Origin of the sequence: Litchfieldia sinesaloumensis, from assembly GCF_900156865.1 — a bacterium.
Taxonomy (GTDB): domain Bacteria; phylum Bacillota; class Bacilli; order Bacillales; family Bacillaceae_L; genus Ferdinandcohnia; species Ferdinandcohnia sinesaloumensis.
Genome location: NZ_LT732529.1, coordinates 4,463,596 through 4,483,663, shown reverse-complemented (window position 1 = coordinate 4,483,663; position 20,068 = coordinate 4,463,596). Strand labels below are relative to the sequence as shown.

Here is a 20,068-nt window from a genome sequence, read left to right as displayed (position 1 = left end):
GATTCAGTATTTCCGTTGGCGAATACCTACCCGCTTTATATTTCGTTTTCCGGTTTGTTCTGGGCGTTCGTCCATCTTCCACCAAGGAACACGAACGAATATATCCTTCATATTGTTAAAGTTAAATGGGGCCATCGGTGCAAGATATGGAACACCAAAGGAACGAAGTTGTACTAGATGGCCCAATATAAAGAAGACACCAAGTAAAATCCCATAAAAACCTAATGTTCCGGCGAGAAAAATCATGATAAAACGCAGGAGTCGAATTGCTCCTGTCAGTGGATAATTTGGGAACATAAAAGAGGCTATTCCTGTTGTTGATACAACGATTACAAGCGGAGCTGAAACAATCCCTGCTTCCACTGCTGCTTGCCCAATTACTAAAGCCCCTACTATGCTTACTGTTGATCCGATTGGTCTTGGTAATCGAAGACCCGCCTCACGTAAAGCTTCAAAGGTTATTTCCATCAATAAGACCTCTACAACTGCAGGAAAAGGCACCTTGTCCCTTGAAGCCGCAACACTAAATAAAAGATTTGTTGGCAACAATTCTTGGTGAAAAGTTGTTACTGCAATATAGATAGATGGAAATAACAATGCAACAAATAAAAATAAATACCGGATAAACCGAATGAAAGATGACATGATGAATCTTCCGTAGTAATCTTCAGGTGAGTTCATCATCTGAAAAAAAGTAACGGGAACTATAAGAACAAATGGGCTATTTTCAACAATTATTCCGACTCTTCCCTCAAGTAGATTCCCTACAACCCTGTCAGGCCGTTCAGTTTGTAACACCTGTGGAAACACAGAATAAGGATTGTCCTCAATAAATTCAACAATGTAACCACTGTCCTCGATTGAGTCGATATCTATTTGATTTAGCCTATTACGAACTTCCTCTATAATCGACTTTTGTGCAATATTTTCAAGGTAGGTAATGACTACCATAGTATTTGACATCTTTCCGATTTGCATCGATTCAAACTTTAGCTTTGTCGTTTTTAGCCTTCTTCTCACCATACTAATGTTTGTTTCAATATTTTCCGTGAACCCTTCTCTTGGACCTATAACAACCGCTTCGGATAGAGGCTCTTTAACAGAACGTTGCTCCCATTTTTGTTCACTAATAATAATGGCTTTATCAATTCCATCGATAAGAAGTACTGTATTACCAGCTAAAATTTGATCAATTGTTGACTGAAGTCTATTGTCTTGATTTAAATTTGCTGAGCTTAATTTATCAAAGATATACTCTATACTTAGTTCCGTGTTATTAGCCTTTGCAAAATCTATATGTAACAAAGGGTGAATCACATGTAATTCAATCTTCTCAATATCAACCAATCCATCCAGATATAAAATCATGGCGTGAGTCGAATTAGTAATTTTAATTCTCCGATAAGTAAAATCGGTCGCCCCTTTAAAAAGGCTCTTTATCCGATCCCCATCCTCTTTTAAATTACCTGACAACAATGTTTTTTCTTTTTTTACCGCATTCCCTTCCTCTTCTGGATTTCCTGGTTCTTCTTTTTTCTCTGGTAAAACGTCTTGTTGCTTACCATTTTTATTTGAGTATTCTTTTTGTAACCGCCTATAACCTCTCACGACACACACCTTCCATTACTGGGGACGTCCTCTTTGCTCTCGTTTTTTACGGATAAAAGCGATAGATAACAACAAGATTGGTATGATAATTTGCAAGATAGTATGTACATAAGGTATATAAAACCGAAAACCTATTTCTAAGTGTTCAATATAGCTTGTTGCACTCACAAGTGATAGGGGGGTAATAATCGTTGCAAGTGCAATTAGCACTGAACGAAACTGTTTTAATTTTAATAATTGAACCACTGCAAATGCAGCTGCTAACATAAAAGCACCCACTTTAAAAAATACGCCTGCTACCATCATTAAAATAACAAGAGCATCAAATCGCTCGAGAAAATCAGCAACAGAAACTAATTGTACTGCTGCTAGGAAGTTAAAAATATTTACATTATAAATCTCCGGACCAATAACGGATAAAACCATAATCGAATTGATAGCTAATAGTAATCCACCAAGCAGGATACTGAATATACCTACTTTTCTTAGATTTTGTTTATTGCTTAGAAGTGGAAAAAACATCATAATCACGATTGTCTCCCCAAAAGGAAAGTTTATTGAGTTCGGAATTGCTCTTTTTAAAAATGGAGAAACACCCTGCCCTAATATAGGAGTTAGATTTCCTAGGCTAAATTGATCAACAGTAAACAATAGAATCCAAATTAGAATAAGAGAAAAAATATAAACTGGAAACAACATTTCCGCCATCCGCCCTAACGTCTCCAACCCACCTCCAAGGCAATAGATCATTAACACCATAAAACTACCGATTACAATACTGATTGGAGTTTCTGTTAAGATAGTAGAAACGATTAGGTCTCCTAATTCCCTAGATCCTCTTGCTGCTGAATACGTAAAATGAAAAATATATAACATTATGATGGGGTATGAGAGATACCTACCGACCACTTTCTGGAGAATCTGGACTAACGAATCGCCCGGATAATAGGTTGATAATTGGGTATAGATGGCCATAAGAAAAAGTCCACCTACTGTACCTATTAATAAAAATAACCATACATCCTGCTTTACTTCGACGCCTACTCCCAAAATAAGTGCAGTACCCAATACATAACCAGTCATTAAATAGAAAAGCTGGATGCCACTCACTTTGTTCTTATCCATTCATTGAAAAACTCCCTAAAGGTGTGTTTTAACTCTAAATGAAGTAAAGGTGCAAGATACTTCTCCTGCTATTGTTTCTTTATACTATTTTCCTATATAGGAAATGTTATACATTTACTTAGGGATATTTGGATAACCCCGTTCCAAACTCATACTCTTAGTGAAGGTATCTGACATAAAGTGAAGAATGGTAATATGAACGTGAAAACTTAGGTATCCACTATTTTTCAAAGGTTCTATTCAACGAAATAAAAAAATCGCCTAGAAAGAGTTCTTTTCTAGGCAATTTGGTTAAATAACTTTACTATTTTAACTTTACTATTTATTCTTGTTATTTTTTTTTGGCTTTTGTCTTTTTTGATATTACTTTTTTCTCTTCACGAGCATCCACAATTTCACCTTTATAAAAATCCTTTTTGGTGAACGTAATCCCTAGATCATGCCCCATTTTTTTAACGAAGCTCTCCTCACGTGCATTAACGATTGAAATAACAACACCCTTTTTACCCATTCGACCTGTACGGCCCGAGCGGTGTACATATTGACTGGTTGTTTTCGGAAAGTCAAAATGAATCACATATGTTACGTCTTGAATGTCTAACCCTCTTGCGGCCACATCTGTCGTTAGTAACAATGGAATTTTACCCTCACGAAAGTTTTTCAACGATTGCTGCCGCTCAAGTTTTTTCGCCTCTCCAGCAAGCACTGCCACTCCGATATGATTATAGGTTAACTTCGCCTCTAGTTCTTCCACTTTCTCTAGGCTCTTTATAAATGCAATGGCCTTCTCCGGCTCTGTAACCATTATCTTGCGCAACACATCAATTTTATCCCGTTGCTCACAGAGGAAGTAAATGTGAGATGTGTTTTCCTGATCAAGGGTTTGTTGTACTCGGATGAGCTCCGCATCGCTCATTAGGGACTTCGCCACTTTTTCAGTTTGCTCAGAAATTGTTGCCGAGAAAAAGAGGGTTTGGCGATCCCGCAATGTCGACTTAATGATGCTTTGAACATTGGATAGATGTTCATTTGAAACGAGCTGGTCTGCCTCATCTACGATTACGGTTGACACTTCATGCATTTTCATTTTTTTCAATTTAATAAGTTCTACAATACGACCTGTTGTACCAATGACGATTTGTGGCTTATCTTTAAGCTTCTCCACTTGTTTTTTGATGTTTGCCCCACCAATAAAAGCACTACTTACAATATTAGTACCTTTCGTCCACTTTTTGACCTCATCAAGGATCTGCATAACAAGTTCGCGAGATGGGGCTAGAATGACGATTTGAATACCATTTTTTGTTTCGTCAAGCTTTTGGATAGCTGGTAGCAAGTAAGCAAGGGTCTTACCAGTTCCCGTCGGAGATTCGCAAATGACATCCTTACCTTCCAGTATTGCGGGAATCGCCTTTTCTTGAATGTTTGTTGGTGTTTCAAAGCCTGACTCTTGCCAGATTTTCTGTATAAAAGGTTTCATTTCTTCTAATTGAGACCATTTTGACATTTTATGTACCTTCCTTAATCTGTTCACTTTTACTTTGACTCGTTTTTATTCTAACCATCTTTTTGTTAAAGTGCAAAAAGTACCATCAATAGAATCGTGAATCACCCTATACTTTACAGGCTGTGATTTTTTCTAACTTTTAAAAGTCTTTTTAATGAAAAAATATTCACTTTTCCTTCTTTACGTTCTATCGAGCTAATAAAAATCCTTACAACGATTAATTCAGCTAGTAGTCCAAGTGAGGTTCCTATTCCACCGATTATTCCGTTCCATTGAGACGCTAGATTTACTCCGATAATTAACGCTAGCAATGTAACAATGAAATTTGCGGACTGAGAAAAAACCGTGATTTTTGTTTGCTTATAGACCATCAATAATCCATTAAAATAATCGACAAATGGAAATACTAATGCCATTAACATAGTAGCTCTCAATACTTGCATACTAGCATCTAATAATCGACCCTCGACCCCCATTATATTCGCTAAGAATAATTCACCAAATGGGGTAGTTGTTAATATTGCGATTATAATAAACGGTATAAATCCTATGGTGAATAAAAATTTTGTCACGATACCGTTATGTTCACTATAAAAGTTAATGACAATTTGATGGGTAAAGGTAAAAAAACTTAAAATCAACTGAGTCACGCTTAGCGCAATCGCATAGCTTGCAATGGCTAGCTCGATATCATCTGTTTTACCTAAATAAATATTAATTGCAGGTCCAATCATAACGACAATTACCGAAGAATACATAAGTGGACTATAAAACTTAAATATACTTTTCTTCGATTCTATCCGTAGTTCCTCATTCTTATCGGGCATTTTTCGAACCAATTTTCTCGCTTCGATAATACTAACCAAACTTTCAATCATCATTCCTAGTAAAAAGATAATTGCTCCAGTTGTCCCAGATATCTGACCACTCTTAATAAAGTATAAAGACAATGCGTACATAGCAGTGATCCTAATGGCCATTCCGATTGTTAACCATTTCGTTTGTCTGTTAAAAATAATGACTCCTTGGGCAACACAACGTGCTGCGGAAAAAATTGTAACAAAAATTAGAACCTGATAAATGGACTTAATTTCACCCACCATATTCGCATTAGCACCAAATACTTTGGCAAATATAAAATCTCCAACAGGTGTATAGGCAACAAAAATAGCAACCACCATTAAGCCAAATATAAGGTAAAAGGAAAAACGCACCATTAATTGATATGAAGTTTTATCTCTTACAAGTGCAGAACACGTTTGCCGGAGTAAATTTCCTAGTCGTTCTGTAATTCCAAACAAACTCATTGCAATTGCATAACTTGCTAAAACAAACTCAGAATTATCCGCCCTTACTAACGTACCATTGATGATAATATGAGATAAGGTCACAAGACTTGCAGACAATCCTAAGGGTATAAAAAATGCGAACAAAGATGTCATTTTAATAGTTTCTTTTGTCTTTTCCATTCTCGCCAACACCTTTAATGAGTCTTTCTATATTTATTTCGGAACTCGAGATTAATATTTAAACCAAATTCCTCCCTCTCCTAAAGTGGAGAAGGAGGAATTTGGTTTAAAAAAAGCTGAAGCGCTTTTAAAGCGAATCAGCTTTTTATTTTATCGTGCCAGCCAGCCACCGTCTACTGCAAGTGTATGACCGTTCACATAATCTGATGCACGGCTTGCTAAAAATACGACTGTTCCCATCAGGTCTGACGGGCTTGCCCAGCGTGCAGCAGGAATACGTGATAGGATTTCTGCATTACGCTTTTCATCTGCACGAATTTGTGTTGTGTTATTTGTTGCTACATATCCAGGTGCAATTGCATTTGTTTGAACTCCATATTCAGCAAGTTCATTAGCAAATGATTTTGTAAGTCCGTGTACAGCATGCTTACTTGCTGTATACGGCGGAACAAATTTACCACCCTGGAATGAAAGCATAGAAGCCACGTTGATAATTTTTCCACTCTTTTGTTCAACCATTACTTTTGCAGCCTCTTGGCTTAAAAAGTAAAGAGAGTTTAGGTTAAGATCAATAACCGCATCCCAGTCCTCATCCTTGTACTCAAGAATTGGAGAACGACGGATTGTACCTGCGTTATTTACTAAAATATCAACTTTTCCAAATGCTTTTACACATGCTGAAACTACTTCTTTTGCATTTTCACGTTTAGATAAATCTGTTTGGAAAAATTCGACACGACGTCCTTCTTTTTCGATTAATTCTCTTGTTTCATCCCAACTAGTGCCATGAGTTGTTATGAAGAGGTCTGCTCCAGCTTTCGCTAACGCAACCGCAAAGCCTTGACCCAGACCAGTAGCACCACCAGTTACGATGGCAACCTTCCCAGTTAATGAGAAAAAGTCTAATGAGAAATCAGACAATTGAGTTGTCATTTTTGATAGTCCTCCAATTTTTTATCGTAATTTTTCCATTGGTACAACATCCATGTCCGTGTATGTGATGTTTTCTCCACACATACCCCAGATGAATGTATAGTTGCTTGTTGCAGTACCTGTGTGGATGGACCAGCTTGGTGAAATAGCTGCTTGCTCATTTTTCATAACAAGATGTCTAGTTTCCTCTGGTTGACCCATGAAGTGGAATACACGAGTTTCTGGTTCCATATCAAAGTACAGGTAAACTTCCATTCTGCGCTCATGTGTATGACACGGCATAGTGTTCCATACGCTACCAGGAGAAAGCATTGTTAGTCCCATTTGAAGTTGGTTACTTTCACATACATTTGGATGTACATATTGATAAATTTTACGCTCGTTTAGAGTTCCAGGCTCTCCTGCTTCTAAAGGCTTAATTTCATTAATGTCAATTTTCACAGTTGGATACTTGTGGTGGGCTGGTGCTGAATTGATATAAAACTTTGCTGGATTGTTAGGATCCTTAGAAGTGAATAAAACTTCCTTCGTTCCTTTACCTACATAAAGTCCATCTCGACGAACCATGTTATATTCTTCGCCATCAAGAATAACCATTCCTTCGCCACCAATGTTAATAATTCCTAATTCACGGCGCTCTAAGAAATACTCTACCCCTAATTCTTTATCAAGTTTAATCGTTAATTCTTTGTCAGTCGGAGTTACTCCACCAAAAATCATACGGTCATTATGTGTATATGTTAATTTAACCTCTCCTGGTTCAAAAATGGTTTCTACCAAGAATTGGTTCCTTAATTCATCTGTATTGAATCGCTTAATTTCCTCGGGATGATTTGCATAACGTGTTTCAATTTTTGTTTCCATTTCATATTCCTCCTAAAAGTAATATTTAATATTTGAATATCTTATCGGACGATTTGACCCGTTGCATTTTTAGCAAATGCCAGGATATCTTCTTCCGAAAAGACATTACTATCTCCATGAACAGTATGTTTTAATGCGGATGCAGCTGTTCCAAAGCTGACAATTTGCTCCGGTTCCTTACCTTCTAAAATTCCAAAGAGAATTCCAGAGGCATAAGCATCCCCACCTCCAACTCGGTCAACGATTGGATTGATATCATGTACCTTTGATTGATACAACTTCCCATTTACAAATAAATTCCCTTGTAAACTGTTATGTGAAGCTGAATATACCTCTCTAAAAGTGGAATACAAATACTTGATGTTAGGATACATTTCACTAATTCTTTCATAATAGAAAGTGAGTTTTTGAGAATGATCCAACGAAGCATCTGCTTCTTCAATTCCTAACAGGTTGAGTGCATCCAATTCCCCACATGAGCAAATATCTACATATGGTAAAAAAGGTTGAATTGCATCACGAGCTTCCTGAAGGCTCCACAACTTTGCACGGTAATTGAAATCAAAACTAGTTTTCACACCTATTTCCTTCGCTACTTTTAATCCTTGTAATGTTAATTCCTGTAGGACCGGTGAAAGGGCAGGTGTGATTCCTGTGACATGAAAAAGGTCCGCATTTTGCAAAATATCTTCGAAATCCACTTCATTAGGAGTAAGTTGTGAAAAACTTGAACCTTTTCGGTCATAGATGACTTGCGCACTTCTCTCTCCTATACCTGTTTCCAAGTAGTATGTACCTAGTCGCTCACCACCTTTAAGGAGATAATCGGTTTGGACACCAAACGATTGCAAATGTCTCTCATACGCGTATCCGAGTGAATTATTTGGTACTTTACCAATAAAATAAACATCGTACCCAAAACGAGAAAGGGATGCTCCAACATTTGCCTCTGCACCACCGTAATTTAGGGTTAATTGATTTGCTTGTAAAAGGCGTTCACCCATGTTAGTTGATAAGCGAAGTAAAGGCTCTCCGAATGCAACAATCTTCTTTTTCATGGTTTTACGCCCCTCTTGCTTCTTTAACTTTAGCAACATATTGTGCTGCATATTTCGTTATGCTAGCGAAGTCTCCTGTTTTTGCAGGTGCAACCAAATTACCACCCACACCAACTGCAACACAGCCATTTTTAATCCATTGATCAATGTTATCCAGACTTACACCACCCGTTGGCATGATGTTCACCTGTGGAAGTGGTGCTTTAACCGCTTTCACAAAATCCGGTCCGAAGGCATTTCCTGGAAAGAGCTTAATAATATCTGCACCAGCTTCAAGTGCACGTTTCATTTCCGTAATTGTCAAGCATCCTGGCATATAAGGAACTTGATATAAATTACATAGCTTAGCCGTTTCTTCATCAAAACTTGGACTTACAACAAATTGTGCTCCTGCTAAAATAGCAATTCGTGCAGTTGTTGAATCCAGTACTGTTCCAGCCCCGATTACAACTTCACTATTTTTGTAGATGGAAGCAAGTTCCTTAATAACCTCGTCAGCACCATCGACTGTAAAGGTCACCTCGATTCCTATAATTCCACCCTCTACACAACTTTCTGAGATTTTTACTGCTTCTTCTTTTGTGTCTGCTCGGACAACTGCGACTACGCCGCAATCCGCGATTTTTGAGAGTACATTTAATTTCTTCATAATTGCCTCCAAAACCCCTTGACTATTTCCTATTTGGAAATTAAATTTATTATATGGAAACTATAAGGCTATTATATATAATCGTGTAAGGGATTTCAACCGATAGATTGTTAATTTTTTAGAAAATTTTATAAAGTGAGTGATTACCTTGACTGATAAGAAGCAACCGTATGGAACCGTGCTGATTAAAGCTGATACAATTTTAAAATTCCTGTCTACTACTGATAAATCTCAAACTCTTCAACAAATAGCAAAAGAAACAGAATTAACAAGTTCCACCGCATTAAAAATTTTAGACACGCTACAATTAATTGGTTATGTCCAAAAGGATGAGGAAACAAAAAAATTCCGTCTAGGAAAATCTATTATTAAATATGCAAACAAAGCGTTAAATCAAACGGATATTAAGGATATCGCAAAGCCATACCTAGAAAAACTTAGAAAACAAACGACTGAAACTGTACATCTTGGAATTCTTGACCAAGCAAGCATTGTTTATATAACCAAACTAGAAAGCTTCAATCCTATCTCTTTATATTCTCGTGTTGGCAAAGCGATACCCCTTTATTGTTCGGCAATGGGAAAAGCAATCCTTGCCGACCAAAATGATCAACAAATAGAAAGTTATTTAAATAGCATTACGTTAGAAAAAAAGACAGAAAATACACTAACAACTAAAGAGGACTTTATGATTGAAATAAACAACATCCGTGAACGAGGATACTCTTTTGATAATGAAGAACACGAGGCAGATATATTTTGTGTCGGGGCAAGTATAACAGTGGACGGTAAAAACCATGGTGCTTTTAGTGTCAGTGTCCCGAAATACCGAATCACCGAAGACTTCATCAAACAAATCATAGAAAATGTCCTTACTTGTAAAAAAGAAATTGAAAGCGAACTGATTTAATGGGACAAGGCACAGGTGCCTTGTCCCACCTTATTCTCCACCACCATCTCTTTTTAATTACGTGCAACTGATTACTTAGTTGAGACCTTCATGTAAACCTTTTCCAATACAAAATTATATAAACTATCAAAAAATTTGTTGACTGGTAATTTTTCTTCTGATAATATACCAATATATTAAAAATCGATGACGAGAAAGAGTACGATAGGAAGTCTGATCCCCAGAGAGTCGACAGTTGCTGAAAGTCGATGTTCAGATTCTATCCGAAAATCATCTCTGAGGTGCAAAGCTGAAATAAGTAAGCTTTGACGGGAGTCCGCCGTTACAAGGAACACGTATGATTGTACGTTAGTGAGTGTCGTAGTCTATGTTGGCTGCGGAATTTGGGTGGTATCGCGAGTTAACCTCGTCCCTTTTTTAGGGGCGAGGTTTTTTATTTTGTCTTGGGACAACGGACCTGTCCCTTCGTCCCTATTTTAAAATAACAATTAAGGAGAGATTTGATGTGAAGAAGTTAGACACTTTGTTTATTGGGTTTATGTTGTTTTCGATGTTTTTTGGTGCTGGTAATTTGATTTTCCCACCATTTTTAGGTGCTGGAGCTGGTACAAGTTTTTGGACTGGCATGCTTGGGTTTATTGTAACAGGTGTTGGGTTACCGGTTCTTGTTATCTTTGCAGTTTCTCTTGTAAAAGGCGGAGCACAAGCAATGGGTAATCGTGTTCACCCCGTGTTTAGTACAGCTTTTATGGTGGCTGTTTATCTGTGTATTGGACCGTTCCTTGCAATTCCGAGAAATGCGAATGTTGCGTTCGAAATGGGAATTACACCATTTCTAAGTGAATCAACTAATAGCGCCCTTATTCTATTGCTGTTCTCAGCTATTTTCTTTGGAATTGTGTATTTTATCAGCCTAAATCCAACTAAAATGGAACAATATATGGGCCGGATCATTGCTCCAACTCTAGTAGTTGCAATTGTAACTTTAATCATTGTAGGGTTATTCAAAATCGATACACCTTTCCTGAATCCTACAAAAGCCTATCAATCAGGTGCCTTTTTCACCGGTTTCCTAGAAGGCTATAATACGATGGATGCATTAGCATCATTAGCCTTCGGAATTGTAATTTTAAACGCTATTCAAAAAAGAGGTATCAATAACCGATCTCAATTAACAAGATATACGTTTAGAGCTGGAATCATTGCAGGTATTCTTCTATCGGCTATCTATATTGGAATTGGATTAATTGGTGCAAAAATGGCGAGCCACGGGACATTTGATGACGGTACAGGTATCTTATCTTCTGCTGCAACCCTATTATTTGGGCAAGGTGGAACTGTGTTTCTTGGCATTATCTTTACCTTAGCCTGCTTTACAACAGTTGTTGGATTAACAACCGCTTGTGGCCAGTATTTTTCAAACTTAATGCCAAAGGTTAGTTATAAAACCGTTGTCCTTCTAGTTACGTTGGTCGGGTTTACCCTTTCAAATTTAGGTTTAGCACAAATCTTAAAAGTATCGGTCCCATTCTTAGTAATGACTTACCCGCTACTCATTGTGTTAGTCGTATTAACTTTCTTTAGTCGCTATTTCAAAAATGTGAAGGCCGTATATGGGTCAGCGATGTTATTTACAGGTGTATTTGCACTACTTAGTGGATTAAATGCATTTGGGCTTGACCTCGGACCTCTTCAGTCATTGAAAGATACGTTACCACTCGCAGCTGTTGGTTTAGAATGGGTTGTTCCTGCACTCATTGGTTCAGTATTAGGGCTTACGATTAGCCAATTTAGTAAAAAAGAAGAATTGCTTGATCATAAAGAAATCAAAACCTCATAATAGATGTTCGAAAAAAGGGTACTTATTGAATGGTACCCTTTTTCATTTTGACCTCGCAAATACTCCATTCATCCGGATAAGTTTGGTAAATCAACACAAAATATAAGAGTACTCGTCGATTTTTTTTATTACAGGAGGAAAAAATATGAGAATAATGGCCCTTATCCTATTCGGTATAGTCAATGTATTTTTATTATCCGGATGCAACACCGGCGAGGCTGGTGTAACAGAATTCAAGCTGGCTCATAATCAAACCCTAGATCACCCTGTTCACCTATCGCTAGTTGAATTTGGACGATTAGTTGAAGAAAAATCTAACAATAAAATGAAAGTAGAGATCTATGCGAATGGCCAACTAGGAAGTGAGCGTGAAGTACTTGAGTTAACACAATCAGGTGCTGTTGATGTGGCCAAAGCCAGTGCAAGTGCCTTAGAAGGATTTGAATCAGACTATTCGATTTTTAGTTTGCCATACCTATTTGAGAGCTACGAAGAGTTTGAGAAAAAAATGAATGATGAAAACATTACCAATGAGATTTATTACAAAACTGAAGACATTGGTTTTATTGGCTTAACCTACTACAACGCTGGAATACGTAACCTGTATACAAAGAATCGGGAGGTACATACAGTTGCTGATGTTGCTGGTTTAAAAACAAGGGTTCAACCAAGCCAAACCAGTGTAAATATGATTGAAGCATTTGGTGGACTCCCCACTCCTATGGCATATGGTGAAGTGTACACTGCCCTCCAATCAGGCGTAATTGATGCTGCTGAAAATAATGAAACCGCCCTAGTCGGTAATAACCACGGTGAAGTTGCAAAGTACTATATGTATACAGGGCATCAAATCGTGCCTGATATGCTCGTAATGAATGCAAAACGTTTTAATAAATTATCAGCTGATGAAAAAAAAATCATCCAGGAGGCGGCGAAAGAATCTACCATTTATCATGAAGATGTTTGGATGAAGGCTATTACAGAACAGACAGAAATCGCTAAAACAAAAATGGGGGTTCAATTTATTGAGGTTGATAAAACCTCCTTTATCAGTGCTGTAAAACCGCTGCACGAAGCCTATGCAAAAGATGAAGAAACAAAAGACATTTACCAATTAATAAAGGGGAATTCGTCAAATGAATAAAGTGAAACAGCTTCTGGACAAGGTGTTGATCATCTTCTCTAGTTTACTGCTAGTCTCGATGGTAGTCCTGTCAACATGGCAAGTCTTATCGAGATACGTATTTAACATCTCCTCCCCAGGTACAGAGGAATTAACACGATATATGCTAATTTGGTTTGGATTGATGTCAGCAGCTTACGTATTTGGAGCAAAAAAGCATATCGGAATTCTATTTATTAGAGAAAAATTCAATCCAAAAGTACAAATACAGTTTGAATTCATCACGGATATTATTATTCTGTTAACCGCCACGATTTTAATGGTTTATGGTGGAATTAGAATTGTCATGCTTACATCTGCACAAACAGCAGCTGCCACTGGACTTTCCATGGGTGTCGTCTATGCAGCGATTCTCGTTAGCGGAGTTTGCATTATTCTTTATCAGATTCACAGCTTGTTATCTTATAAGGACAGAAAAAGAGAGGTGATCCTTTAATGGAAACAATTGCAGGAGTCATACTTTTTGCCACTTTTTTTCTTCTCTTATTATTTGGTGTACCAATTGCGATTTCAATCATCTTGAGTTCAGTGTTTACCTTTTTGCTGATACTTCCCTTTGATGTTGCTATTTTAACTTCGGCACAACGGATGGTTACAGGTATTGATAACTTTACCATGTTAGCGATTCCCCTATTTGTTTTATCAGGAATTATTATGAATAACGGTGGAATTGCGTTTCGACTTGTTAACTTTGCTAAAGTATTGGTAGGTAAACTTCCAGGTGCTTTGGCACACACAAACGCTGTAGGCAATATGCTGTTCGGCTCGATTTCTGGATCAAGTGTTGCGTCTGCCGCTGCAATGGGCCGCATTATGACACCGATGCAAACCAATCAAGGCTACAAACTGACCTATTCAGCTGCGGTGAATATCGCTTCTGCACCAACCGGGTTAATTATTCCTCCTAGTTCGGTCCTTATTGTCTATTCATTGGTGAGTGGGGGTACATCTGTAGCTGCATTATTTATGGCTGGTTATATCCCTGGGATATTATGGGGCTTGGCTGTAATGGTAGTCGCTTACTTCATGGCGAAAAAAGCCAATTATCCAGTGTCAGAGTTACCCAGCACGAAGGATATTTTTTATATTATTGTAAGTGCAATTCCAAGCCTATTGTTAATTTTCATTGTTATCGGGGGTATTGTAGCTGGTATTTTTACAGCAACAGAGGGTGCTGCAGTTGCGGTGATCTATTCAGTCATCCTTTCAATTATTTATAAAAGCTTTAAACTAAAAGATTTGCCAACAATATTCACCGAAACCATTGAGATTACCGGGATGATTCTATTTTTAATTACCGCGTCAGCTCTCTTTTCACTCGTAATGTCATACATGAGGCTACCCGAGGCAATTAGTAGTGCCCTACTTTCCATTACGGAAAATCAAATAGGGATTATCCTAATTATTATTTTTATCCTATTACTTGTAGGAACCTTTATGGATATCACACCTGCAGTTCTTATTTTCACACCAATCTTTTTACCAGTGGCACAAAATTTCGGAATGGATCCAGTTCATTTTGGAATGCTACTCTGTTTTGGACTCTGTATCGGTAATATGACTCCACCGGTAGGAAGTGCTTTATTTGTAGGATGTAGTGTTGCAAAGGTAAAAATAGAAGAAGTAGTTCCAACTTTATTACCTTATTTCGGAGTGGTAATTATAGTATTATTACTCGTTGCGTTTATTCCACAACTTTCATTGTTTCTACCTCAATTATTTGGATTATAAAAAAAATAGGATAGTTACCATTTCGGTAGCTATCCTATTTCTTTGTTAATCTGTTCTAATATCTAATAATTTTTGACGCAGTTCTGTTTCCATTGAAGCAAGCTCTAGTTCAGCTTGACGGCGCTTATTTCTTCCTTCTTCTTGAATTCGTAACGTTTCTTCTAAGGTAGAAATAAGATTCTCTTTCGTTTTCTTTAAGGTTTCTATATCAACTAAACCACGTTCATTTTCCCTTGCTGTTTCAAGCGTATTGCTCTTTAACATTTCTGCATTTTTTAATAAAAGTTCATTCGTTGTTTTAGAAACTTGCTTTTGTGCCTCAACCGCATGACGCTGTCTAATTAGAGTTAAGGCAATAGCCACTTGGTTTTTCCACAATGGAATGGCAGTCATGATTGATGATTGAATTTTTTCAACTAGTGCTTGGTTTGTGTTTTGAATTAAGCGGATTTGCGGTGCACTTTGAATCGTAATCTCCCTACTTAGCTTTAAGTCATGTACACGTTTTTCTAGACGATCCGCAAATTGAACCATGTCGTTTACTTCCTGGACCTTCATTTGATCATTTGTTGCTTCCGCTTGTTTTTTTAGTTCTGGTATTACTTTTTGATGCATTTCTTCAAGCTTTAATTCTCCTGCTGCAATATAGACGTTTAACGCATCAAAATAGTCCTTATTGTTGTCGTATAGTTTTTCAAGAATAGCAATGTCTGAGAGAAGAACATTTTTACTTCTATCAAGCTTTACACTGATTCGGTCAATTTGTGCACCTGTTTTTTGATATTTTGAAAGTACCTCTTGTACGGAATTTGAGATTTTCCCAAACATGCGTGCAAGCACAGATCGTTTTTCGGGATTTAACTCCTCTGGCTTCATATCATCCAGACGCTTCATAAGGTCTGAGATAATTTGTCCAACTTCTCCTACATCATTCTTTTGAACATGTTCAAGCATTGTGTTTGAAAAAGAAAGCAATTTATTTTGAGCAGGCGTTCCGTACGAAATCATGGCTTGATGATTCGTTGGATCTATTTGTTTCGCAAGTTGGAGTGCTTTTTCTTTATTTTCCTCAGGTAGCACATCCACTAAACGTACAGGCTTTTTCTCTTCTTCCTGTGTAATAACAATTGGGTTTTCCTGTGAATCTTTATTCTCATCAAATGGATTCGCTAGTAATTCATCCATTAAATTCGAAGGCTCTTTATACTTTGGAGAATTTTGTTCACTCATACTCAATTACCTCCTATTTTGATCAATAAACGCGGTATCTTGTGCTTGTTTATTTGAGTTTTTGGCTACATCTATTTCGAAATGCAAGTCCTCTATATCATTCGAAAGCATTCTGTGTAAATCCTTCTCGATTGTATGTGTTAATTCTTCTAGTACTCTACGCGTTTCATGTAGTGAGCGCTCAAGTTCACTATTTCTCTTTGGCTGTGATGAAAGAAAAGCATACTTCTCTGTCAATTCCACGACTGAATCAAGATGCGAAAAAAAGAATCGTTCTGCCTTATAGAATCGTTTCGGTTCACTCTTGGATAGCCGGTAGATTTTTTTCGTGACGCGATGCAGGTCAACTCTTTGTTTTAATGAAGGAATGTGACGAACGGTAAAAAGTGATTTATTTAGTCTAGCAAGTTTTTTTCTTGCTTCTTTTAAATTTCTCTCAATATACTGATATTCCTTCCTCGTTAGCCCATGTTTCCGTAAAAAGGCTTGTTTCATTATGACAGACGTGCCGAAATAGGCAATTCCTCCGCCTAATAAAGCATAGCCAGACGAAAGTAGGAACGTTTGATTTAACGCAAAAAAGCTTATTAACCAAACAGTAACCGTTGTCGGCACTGAAATAAACGATTTAACAATAAAAGCGAGTATCGAATTCATACAATCGACTCCTAACATTCTGTCTTATTAGTATATACGAACCAAAGTTATCGTTGGTTTCAAAAAACTTCGAGGAAAAATTTGGTGTTTTGGTAATGCTGTGTTTGAGTTTTGTTGGCTCGAGTTTGTGCAGGACTGGGGCCCGCTTTTCTTTTCATATCGTCGATGAACGGGAATCGCGCGGCGCTGGGCCAGGTCTCCCTCTTCACCGGAACTCTAGCTCCGTTCAGGTCTTCATCACCTCGATGAGGACCTCTTCACCAAAACTTTAACACTATTCAGATATTCATATAAACCTCAGTTCACGTACCACTATAAAAATTTCATTAATCTGTATTTTTCTCAAATTAACTATACTATAAGATATTTATTCTAACTATGGACCTAGACATTACAAGAAACTAAGACTTGAGATGTATTTTTAAAAAAAGACATTAAAACCGGCCTTCTATCACCTAATTATATACATTTTTAAAAATTATAGTAAACATTCTGGAAATTCATCATACTTTGTAGTATAGTACATTATATCACTAATGCACTAATGTACATAATCACCTAAGGAGGTGTTTATATGATGTTTAAGCAGGATGGCGCAAAACCCATCTATGTTCAGATTTCCGAATGGATTGAGACTGAAATACTAAGTGGCGCTTTCACAGAAGATCAGAAGGTATTTTCCCAGTATCAGCTTGCGGAGATGTTCAATATTAATCCTGCAACTGCAGCAAAGGGACTTAATCTCCTTGCAGATGAAAACATTCTATATAAAAAGCGAGGCTTGGGCATGTTTGTTACGCCAAATGCTAAACAATTTATTTTAGAGAAAAGGAAGAGTCAAACGATGAAATCTCTCGTGTCAGAGCTTGTGATGGAGTCAGAGCGTTTAGGAGTGAGTGAAGAAGAATTAGTGAACATGATTAAGGCTGAAAAAGAAAAGCAAAGGGGGAATATGGATGAACGCGATTGATTTTCAACAGGTAACTAAACTGTATGGAAGCACTAAAGCTCTTGATAACCTGAATTTTACAATTGAACCTGATACAATAACGGGGATTATTGGAAGAAATGGAGCAGGAAAAACAACTCTTTTAAAAACAATTGCCGGGTTCTATCCTGTTTCTTCAGGGGAAGTTCGTGTTTTTTCAGAGGATCCGTTTAACAATTTGAGGATATCAAACAATCTTATTTTCGTAGATGATAATATGGTTTTTCCACCATGGTTAAATTTAGCTGAATTATTGGAAGCAAGTGCTCGTTTTTATCCAAACTGGGATAAGAAATTGGCAAAACGCCTTTTTGAATATTTCGATTTTAATCCAAAGCAATTGCACCATCATCTATCAAAAGGGATGAAAAGTACATTTAATATGATTATCGGCCTATCGTCCCGTTGTGCAATAACCATTTTCGATGAACCGACAACCGGTATGGACGCGGCCATTCGGAAGGATTTTTATAAGGCATTATTAAAGGATTACATCGCACACCCTAGAACCATTCTATTTTCAAGCCACTTATTGAATGAGATTGATAGTATTTTAGAAAATATTCTCTTAATCCGTAATGGTACAGTTGCGCTTCATGAAACAATTGATGATTTAAAAGGATATGCTGTTGGACTGCGTGGAAAAACAGGTGCTATTGAAAAAACAACAAAAGGTATGGAGGTCATTTACGTAGAGGACTTAGGCCATGATTACACCTATTCCGTTGTAAAGGATATATATCCAGAAGCTACATGGTTGGAGGCAAAAAAACTAGGAATTGAGCTTTCAGCTGTGGATACAGAGGACCTTTGTGTATACCTAACAGCAAAAAACAAAGGAGGTATAAATGATGTCTTTGATCGAAACTAACCTTCCTGAAGTCGTAAAAAAACAAGTGCTTTTTAAAGTAAAGTCGTATTTTGGGACGTTTATAAGCTTAGCAAGCGTACAAGCGATAGCCCTTCTTTTTTCTTTCAATGGAGTAGGTCAAATGGGGCTTGGTGGAAACTTATCCATTAACAGCTACTCAGGAAGTACAGTCTTTATTTTTACTGCTTTTTGGGCTTTCATTATAGCAATTACATTAACCACAAAGTCTTATCATTATATCGATTTTTCATTTGTGACGAACAGAATGAGCAGTCATCTTTCAACAGTTGGGATGTTTATCGTCTATGCATTCATTGCCAGTATCACCTCGTCCTTTGCAGATATTCTATTAAGGGTCATCTTATTTTTCAAAGAGGGTGGCGATAAGATAATCGCTGAACATTTTTTCATGTCCTTCTCTGATCTCCTGATTGGGATTTATACTGGAGCCTTATATTTGCTACTGATTGCCATGATAGGATATCTAATTGGGATGTTCACCCAAATTAACAAGTTGTTCGGATTTTTACTCCCAGCATTACTAATTGGATGGATGATATTTGAAGTCAGAACGTTCAACACCTATTCTACCTTAGCCTTTTTCTTTAAAGAAACGTCAATCCTTCTTTTCTCAGCTAAAATAGTCTTAGCGTCTGCCTTATTAATCTGGATTGTTATTTTGGCAACAAATCGTTTGGAGGTGCGGAAATAATGTCATCTATTGGTGTATTAGTACTTCCTATTTTAATTCTATTTATAGCAATTATCGTTTTGCTATTTGTATACATGCGAAAAAGACTCTCTGGTCCGAAAAACACTAAAGCTTTTTTAGGAATCTATTTTGGTATTTTAACAGTGTCCGTGATTGTTTATTATTTCATCCCTACATCTAGCTTTGTTTCTGAAAAACCTGAGACAAAGAATATAACCTATCAAGAAGTCCATGAAGCCATTGATTCTGGTCGAATTAAAGAAGTTGAAGCAATAAGAGAAAAAGAACGATGGACACTTCCTTATAGCGGCAACGAACTCAATATCGAAACAATTGAAAATGTCAATATGTTAACCATTTATGAAAAAAAGGACACCAATGACTCTACTATCGAAGTCATTTATTATGTAGCAAATACAAACTACAACGGGTATGACTTTTATAGTGAAATTCCAAGTCCTTTCATTTCTATCGAAAATAATCAATTGCTTGCATATCCACCCACGCAATATGAAATTCAATTGTATAGTTTCCATAATAATATTGTAATTTCCCAATTTAGAGGGGGTGGAATTACGGAGGAATTTGATAGTAGCCTTAATGATGATAAGCCAGTAAACTATGATTTTCTCTATATCAAGGTTCCTAAAAACCTAACCTTAACTGGAAGTGAGTTTATTAATTTTATTGGAGAATAGTTTTAAAAAAGGAAGGGTTGGCCCCTTCCTTTTTT

19 protein-coding genes and 1 other annotated feature are annotated in these 20,068 nt (G+C 37.1%); of the genes, 9 read left to right on the top strand and 10 right to left on the bottom strand.

The window, feature by feature from the left end:
- Window positions 1-3: 3 nt before the first annotated feature.
- The 8 genes from CZ490_RS21785 to CZ490_RS21750 form a co-directional block, all read right to left on the bottom strand.
- On the bottom strand, window positions 4-1,608 hold the full coding sequence (locus CZ490_RS21785; RefSeq protein ID WP_077620828.1) for a spore germination protein: 1,605 nt from the start codon (window positions 1,606-1,608) through the stop codon (window positions 4-6).
- Between the two features lie 15 nt (window positions 1,609-1,623).
- Window positions 1,624-2,733, bottom strand: coding sequence for a GerAB/ArcD/ProY family transporter (locus CZ490_RS21780; protein WP_077620827.1), 1,110 nt, complete (start codon window positions 2,731-2,733; stop codon window positions 1,624-1,626).
- A gap of 331 nt (window positions 2,734-3,064) precedes the next feature.
- Window positions 3,065-4,240 carry a DEAD/DEAH box helicase gene (locus CZ490_RS21775; protein WP_077620826.1) on the bottom strand — a complete coding sequence of 392 codons (1,176 nt, stop codon included), beginning with the start codon at window positions 4,238-4,240 and terminating at the stop codon, window positions 3,065-3,067.
- A 113-nt stretch (window positions 4,241-4,353) separates the two neighbouring features.
- Window positions 4,354-5,709 carry a multi antimicrobial extrusion protein MatE gene (locus CZ490_RS21770; RefSeq protein WP_234987278.1) on the bottom strand — a complete coding sequence of 452 codons (1,356 nt, stop codon included), beginning with the start codon at window positions 5,707-5,709 and terminating at the stop codon, window positions 4,354-4,356.
- Window positions 5,710-5,859: 150 nt separating this feature from the next.
- Window positions 5,860-6,642 (bottom strand): 2-dehydro-3-deoxy-D-gluconate 5-dehydrogenase KduD, encoded by a 783-nt coding sequence (gene kduD, locus CZ490_RS21765; RefSeq protein ID WP_077620825.1) that lies wholly within the window; start codon window positions 6,640-6,642, stop codon window positions 5,860-5,862.
- Between the two features lie 21 nt (window positions 6,643-6,663).
- Window positions 6,664-7,494: a 5-dehydro-4-deoxy-D-glucuronate isomerase gene (gene kduI, locus CZ490_RS21760; RefSeq protein WP_077621141.1), complete on the bottom strand. Its 831-nt coding sequence runs from the start codon at window positions 7,492-7,494 to the stop codon at window positions 6,664-6,666.
- Window positions 7,495-7,547: 53 nt separating this feature from the next.
- Window positions 7,548-8,564, bottom strand: coding sequence for a sugar kinase (locus CZ490_RS21755; protein ID WP_077620824.1), 1,017 nt, complete (start codon window positions 8,562-8,564; stop codon window positions 7,548-7,550).
- Window positions 8,565-8,568: 4 nt separating this feature from the next.
- Window positions 8,569-9,213, bottom strand: a complete 645-nt coding sequence (locus CZ490_RS21750) for a bifunctional 4-hydroxy-2-oxoglutarate aldolase/2-dehydro-3-deoxy-phosphogluconate aldolase (protein ID WP_200801618.1) — start codon at window positions 9,211-9,213, stop codon at window positions 8,569-8,571.
- A gap of 148 nt (window positions 9,214-9,361) precedes the next feature.
- On the opposite strand from CZ490_RS21750, the gene CZ490_RS21745 reads away from it, so the two are divergent.
- The 5 genes from CZ490_RS21745 to CZ490_RS21725 all read left to right on the top strand — a co-directional run bounded on the left by CZ490_RS21745 (window position 9,362) and on the right by CZ490_RS21725 (window position 14,877).
- Complete coding sequence (locus tag CZ490_RS21745; RefSeq protein ID WP_077620823.1) at window positions 9,362-10,123, top strand: IclR family transcriptional regulator; 762 nt, start codon at window positions 9,362-9,364, stop codon at window positions 10,121-10,123.
- Between the two features lie 177 nt (window positions 10,124-10,300).
- Window positions 10,301-10,540 (top strand) — a binding site (T-box leader).
- Window positions 10,541-10,628: 88 nt separating this feature from the next.
- Entirely contained in the window at window positions 10,629-11,963 is a 1,335-nt protein-coding gene (gene brnQ, locus CZ490_RS21740; RefSeq protein ID WP_077620822.1) for a branched-chain amino acid transport system II carrier protein, read from the top strand.
- A 145-nt stretch (window positions 11,964-12,108) separates the two neighbouring features.
- Entirely contained in the window at window positions 12,109-13,107 is a 999-nt protein-coding gene (locus CZ490_RS21735; protein ID WP_077620821.1) for a TRAP transporter substrate-binding protein, read from the top strand.
- Complete coding sequence (locus tag CZ490_RS21730; RefSeq protein WP_077620820.1) at window positions 13,100-13,582, top strand: TRAP transporter small permease; 483 nt, start codon at window positions 13,100-13,102, stop codon at window positions 13,580-13,582. Before CZ490_RS21735 ends, CZ490_RS21730 begins: the two co-directional genes overlap by 8 nt.
- On the top strand, window positions 13,582-14,877 hold the full coding sequence (locus CZ490_RS21725; RefSeq protein ID WP_077620819.1) for a TRAP transporter large permease: 1,296 nt from the start codon (window positions 13,582-13,584) through the stop codon (window positions 14,875-14,877). Before CZ490_RS21730 ends, CZ490_RS21725 begins: the two co-directional genes overlap by 1 nt.
- Before the next feature lie 45 nt (window positions 14,878-14,922).
- Here CZ490_RS21725 and CZ490_RS21720 read toward each other — a convergent pair whose 3' ends face one another.
- Window positions 14,923-16,107, bottom strand: a complete 1,185-nt coding sequence (locus CZ490_RS21720; RefSeq protein ID WP_077620818.1) for a toxic anion resistance protein — start codon at window positions 16,105-16,107, stop codon at window positions 14,923-14,925.
- Window positions 16,108-16,113: 6 nt separating this feature from the next.
- Window positions 16,114-16,764, bottom strand: coding sequence for a 5-bromo-4-chloroindolyl phosphate hydrolysis family protein (locus tag CZ490_RS21715; RefSeq protein ID WP_077620817.1), 651 nt, complete (start codon window positions 16,762-16,764; stop codon window positions 16,114-16,116).
- 574 nt (window positions 16,765-17,338) lie between these two features.
- Between CZ490_RS21715 and CZ490_RS21710 the strand changes: the two genes are divergently transcribed.
- The 4 genes from CZ490_RS21710 to CZ490_RS21695 are packed head-to-tail and all read left to right on the top strand — an operon-like array spanning window position 17,339 to window position 20,033.
- Entirely contained in the window at window positions 17,339-17,734 is a 396-nt protein-coding gene (locus tag CZ490_RS21710) for a GntR family transcriptional regulator (protein WP_077620816.1), read from the top strand.
- Window positions 17,721-18,623: an ABC transporter ATP-binding protein gene (locus CZ490_RS21705; protein WP_077620815.1), complete on the top strand. Its 903-nt coding sequence runs from the start codon at window positions 17,721-17,723 to the stop codon at window positions 18,621-18,623. The genes CZ490_RS21710 and CZ490_RS21705 overlap by 14 nt, the downstream gene beginning before the upstream one ends.
- Entirely contained in the window at window positions 18,604-19,335 is a 732-nt protein-coding gene (locus tag CZ490_RS21700; protein WP_077620814.1) for a hypothetical protein, read from the top strand. The genes CZ490_RS21705 and CZ490_RS21700 overlap by 20 nt, the downstream gene beginning before the upstream one ends.
- Window positions 19,335-20,033: a hypothetical protein gene (locus CZ490_RS21695; protein ID WP_077620813.1), complete on the top strand. Its 699-nt coding sequence runs from the start codon at window positions 19,335-19,337 to the stop codon at window positions 20,031-20,033. Before CZ490_RS21700 ends, CZ490_RS21695 begins: the two co-directional genes overlap by 1 nt.
- Window positions 20,034-20,068: the final 35 nt, after the last annotated feature.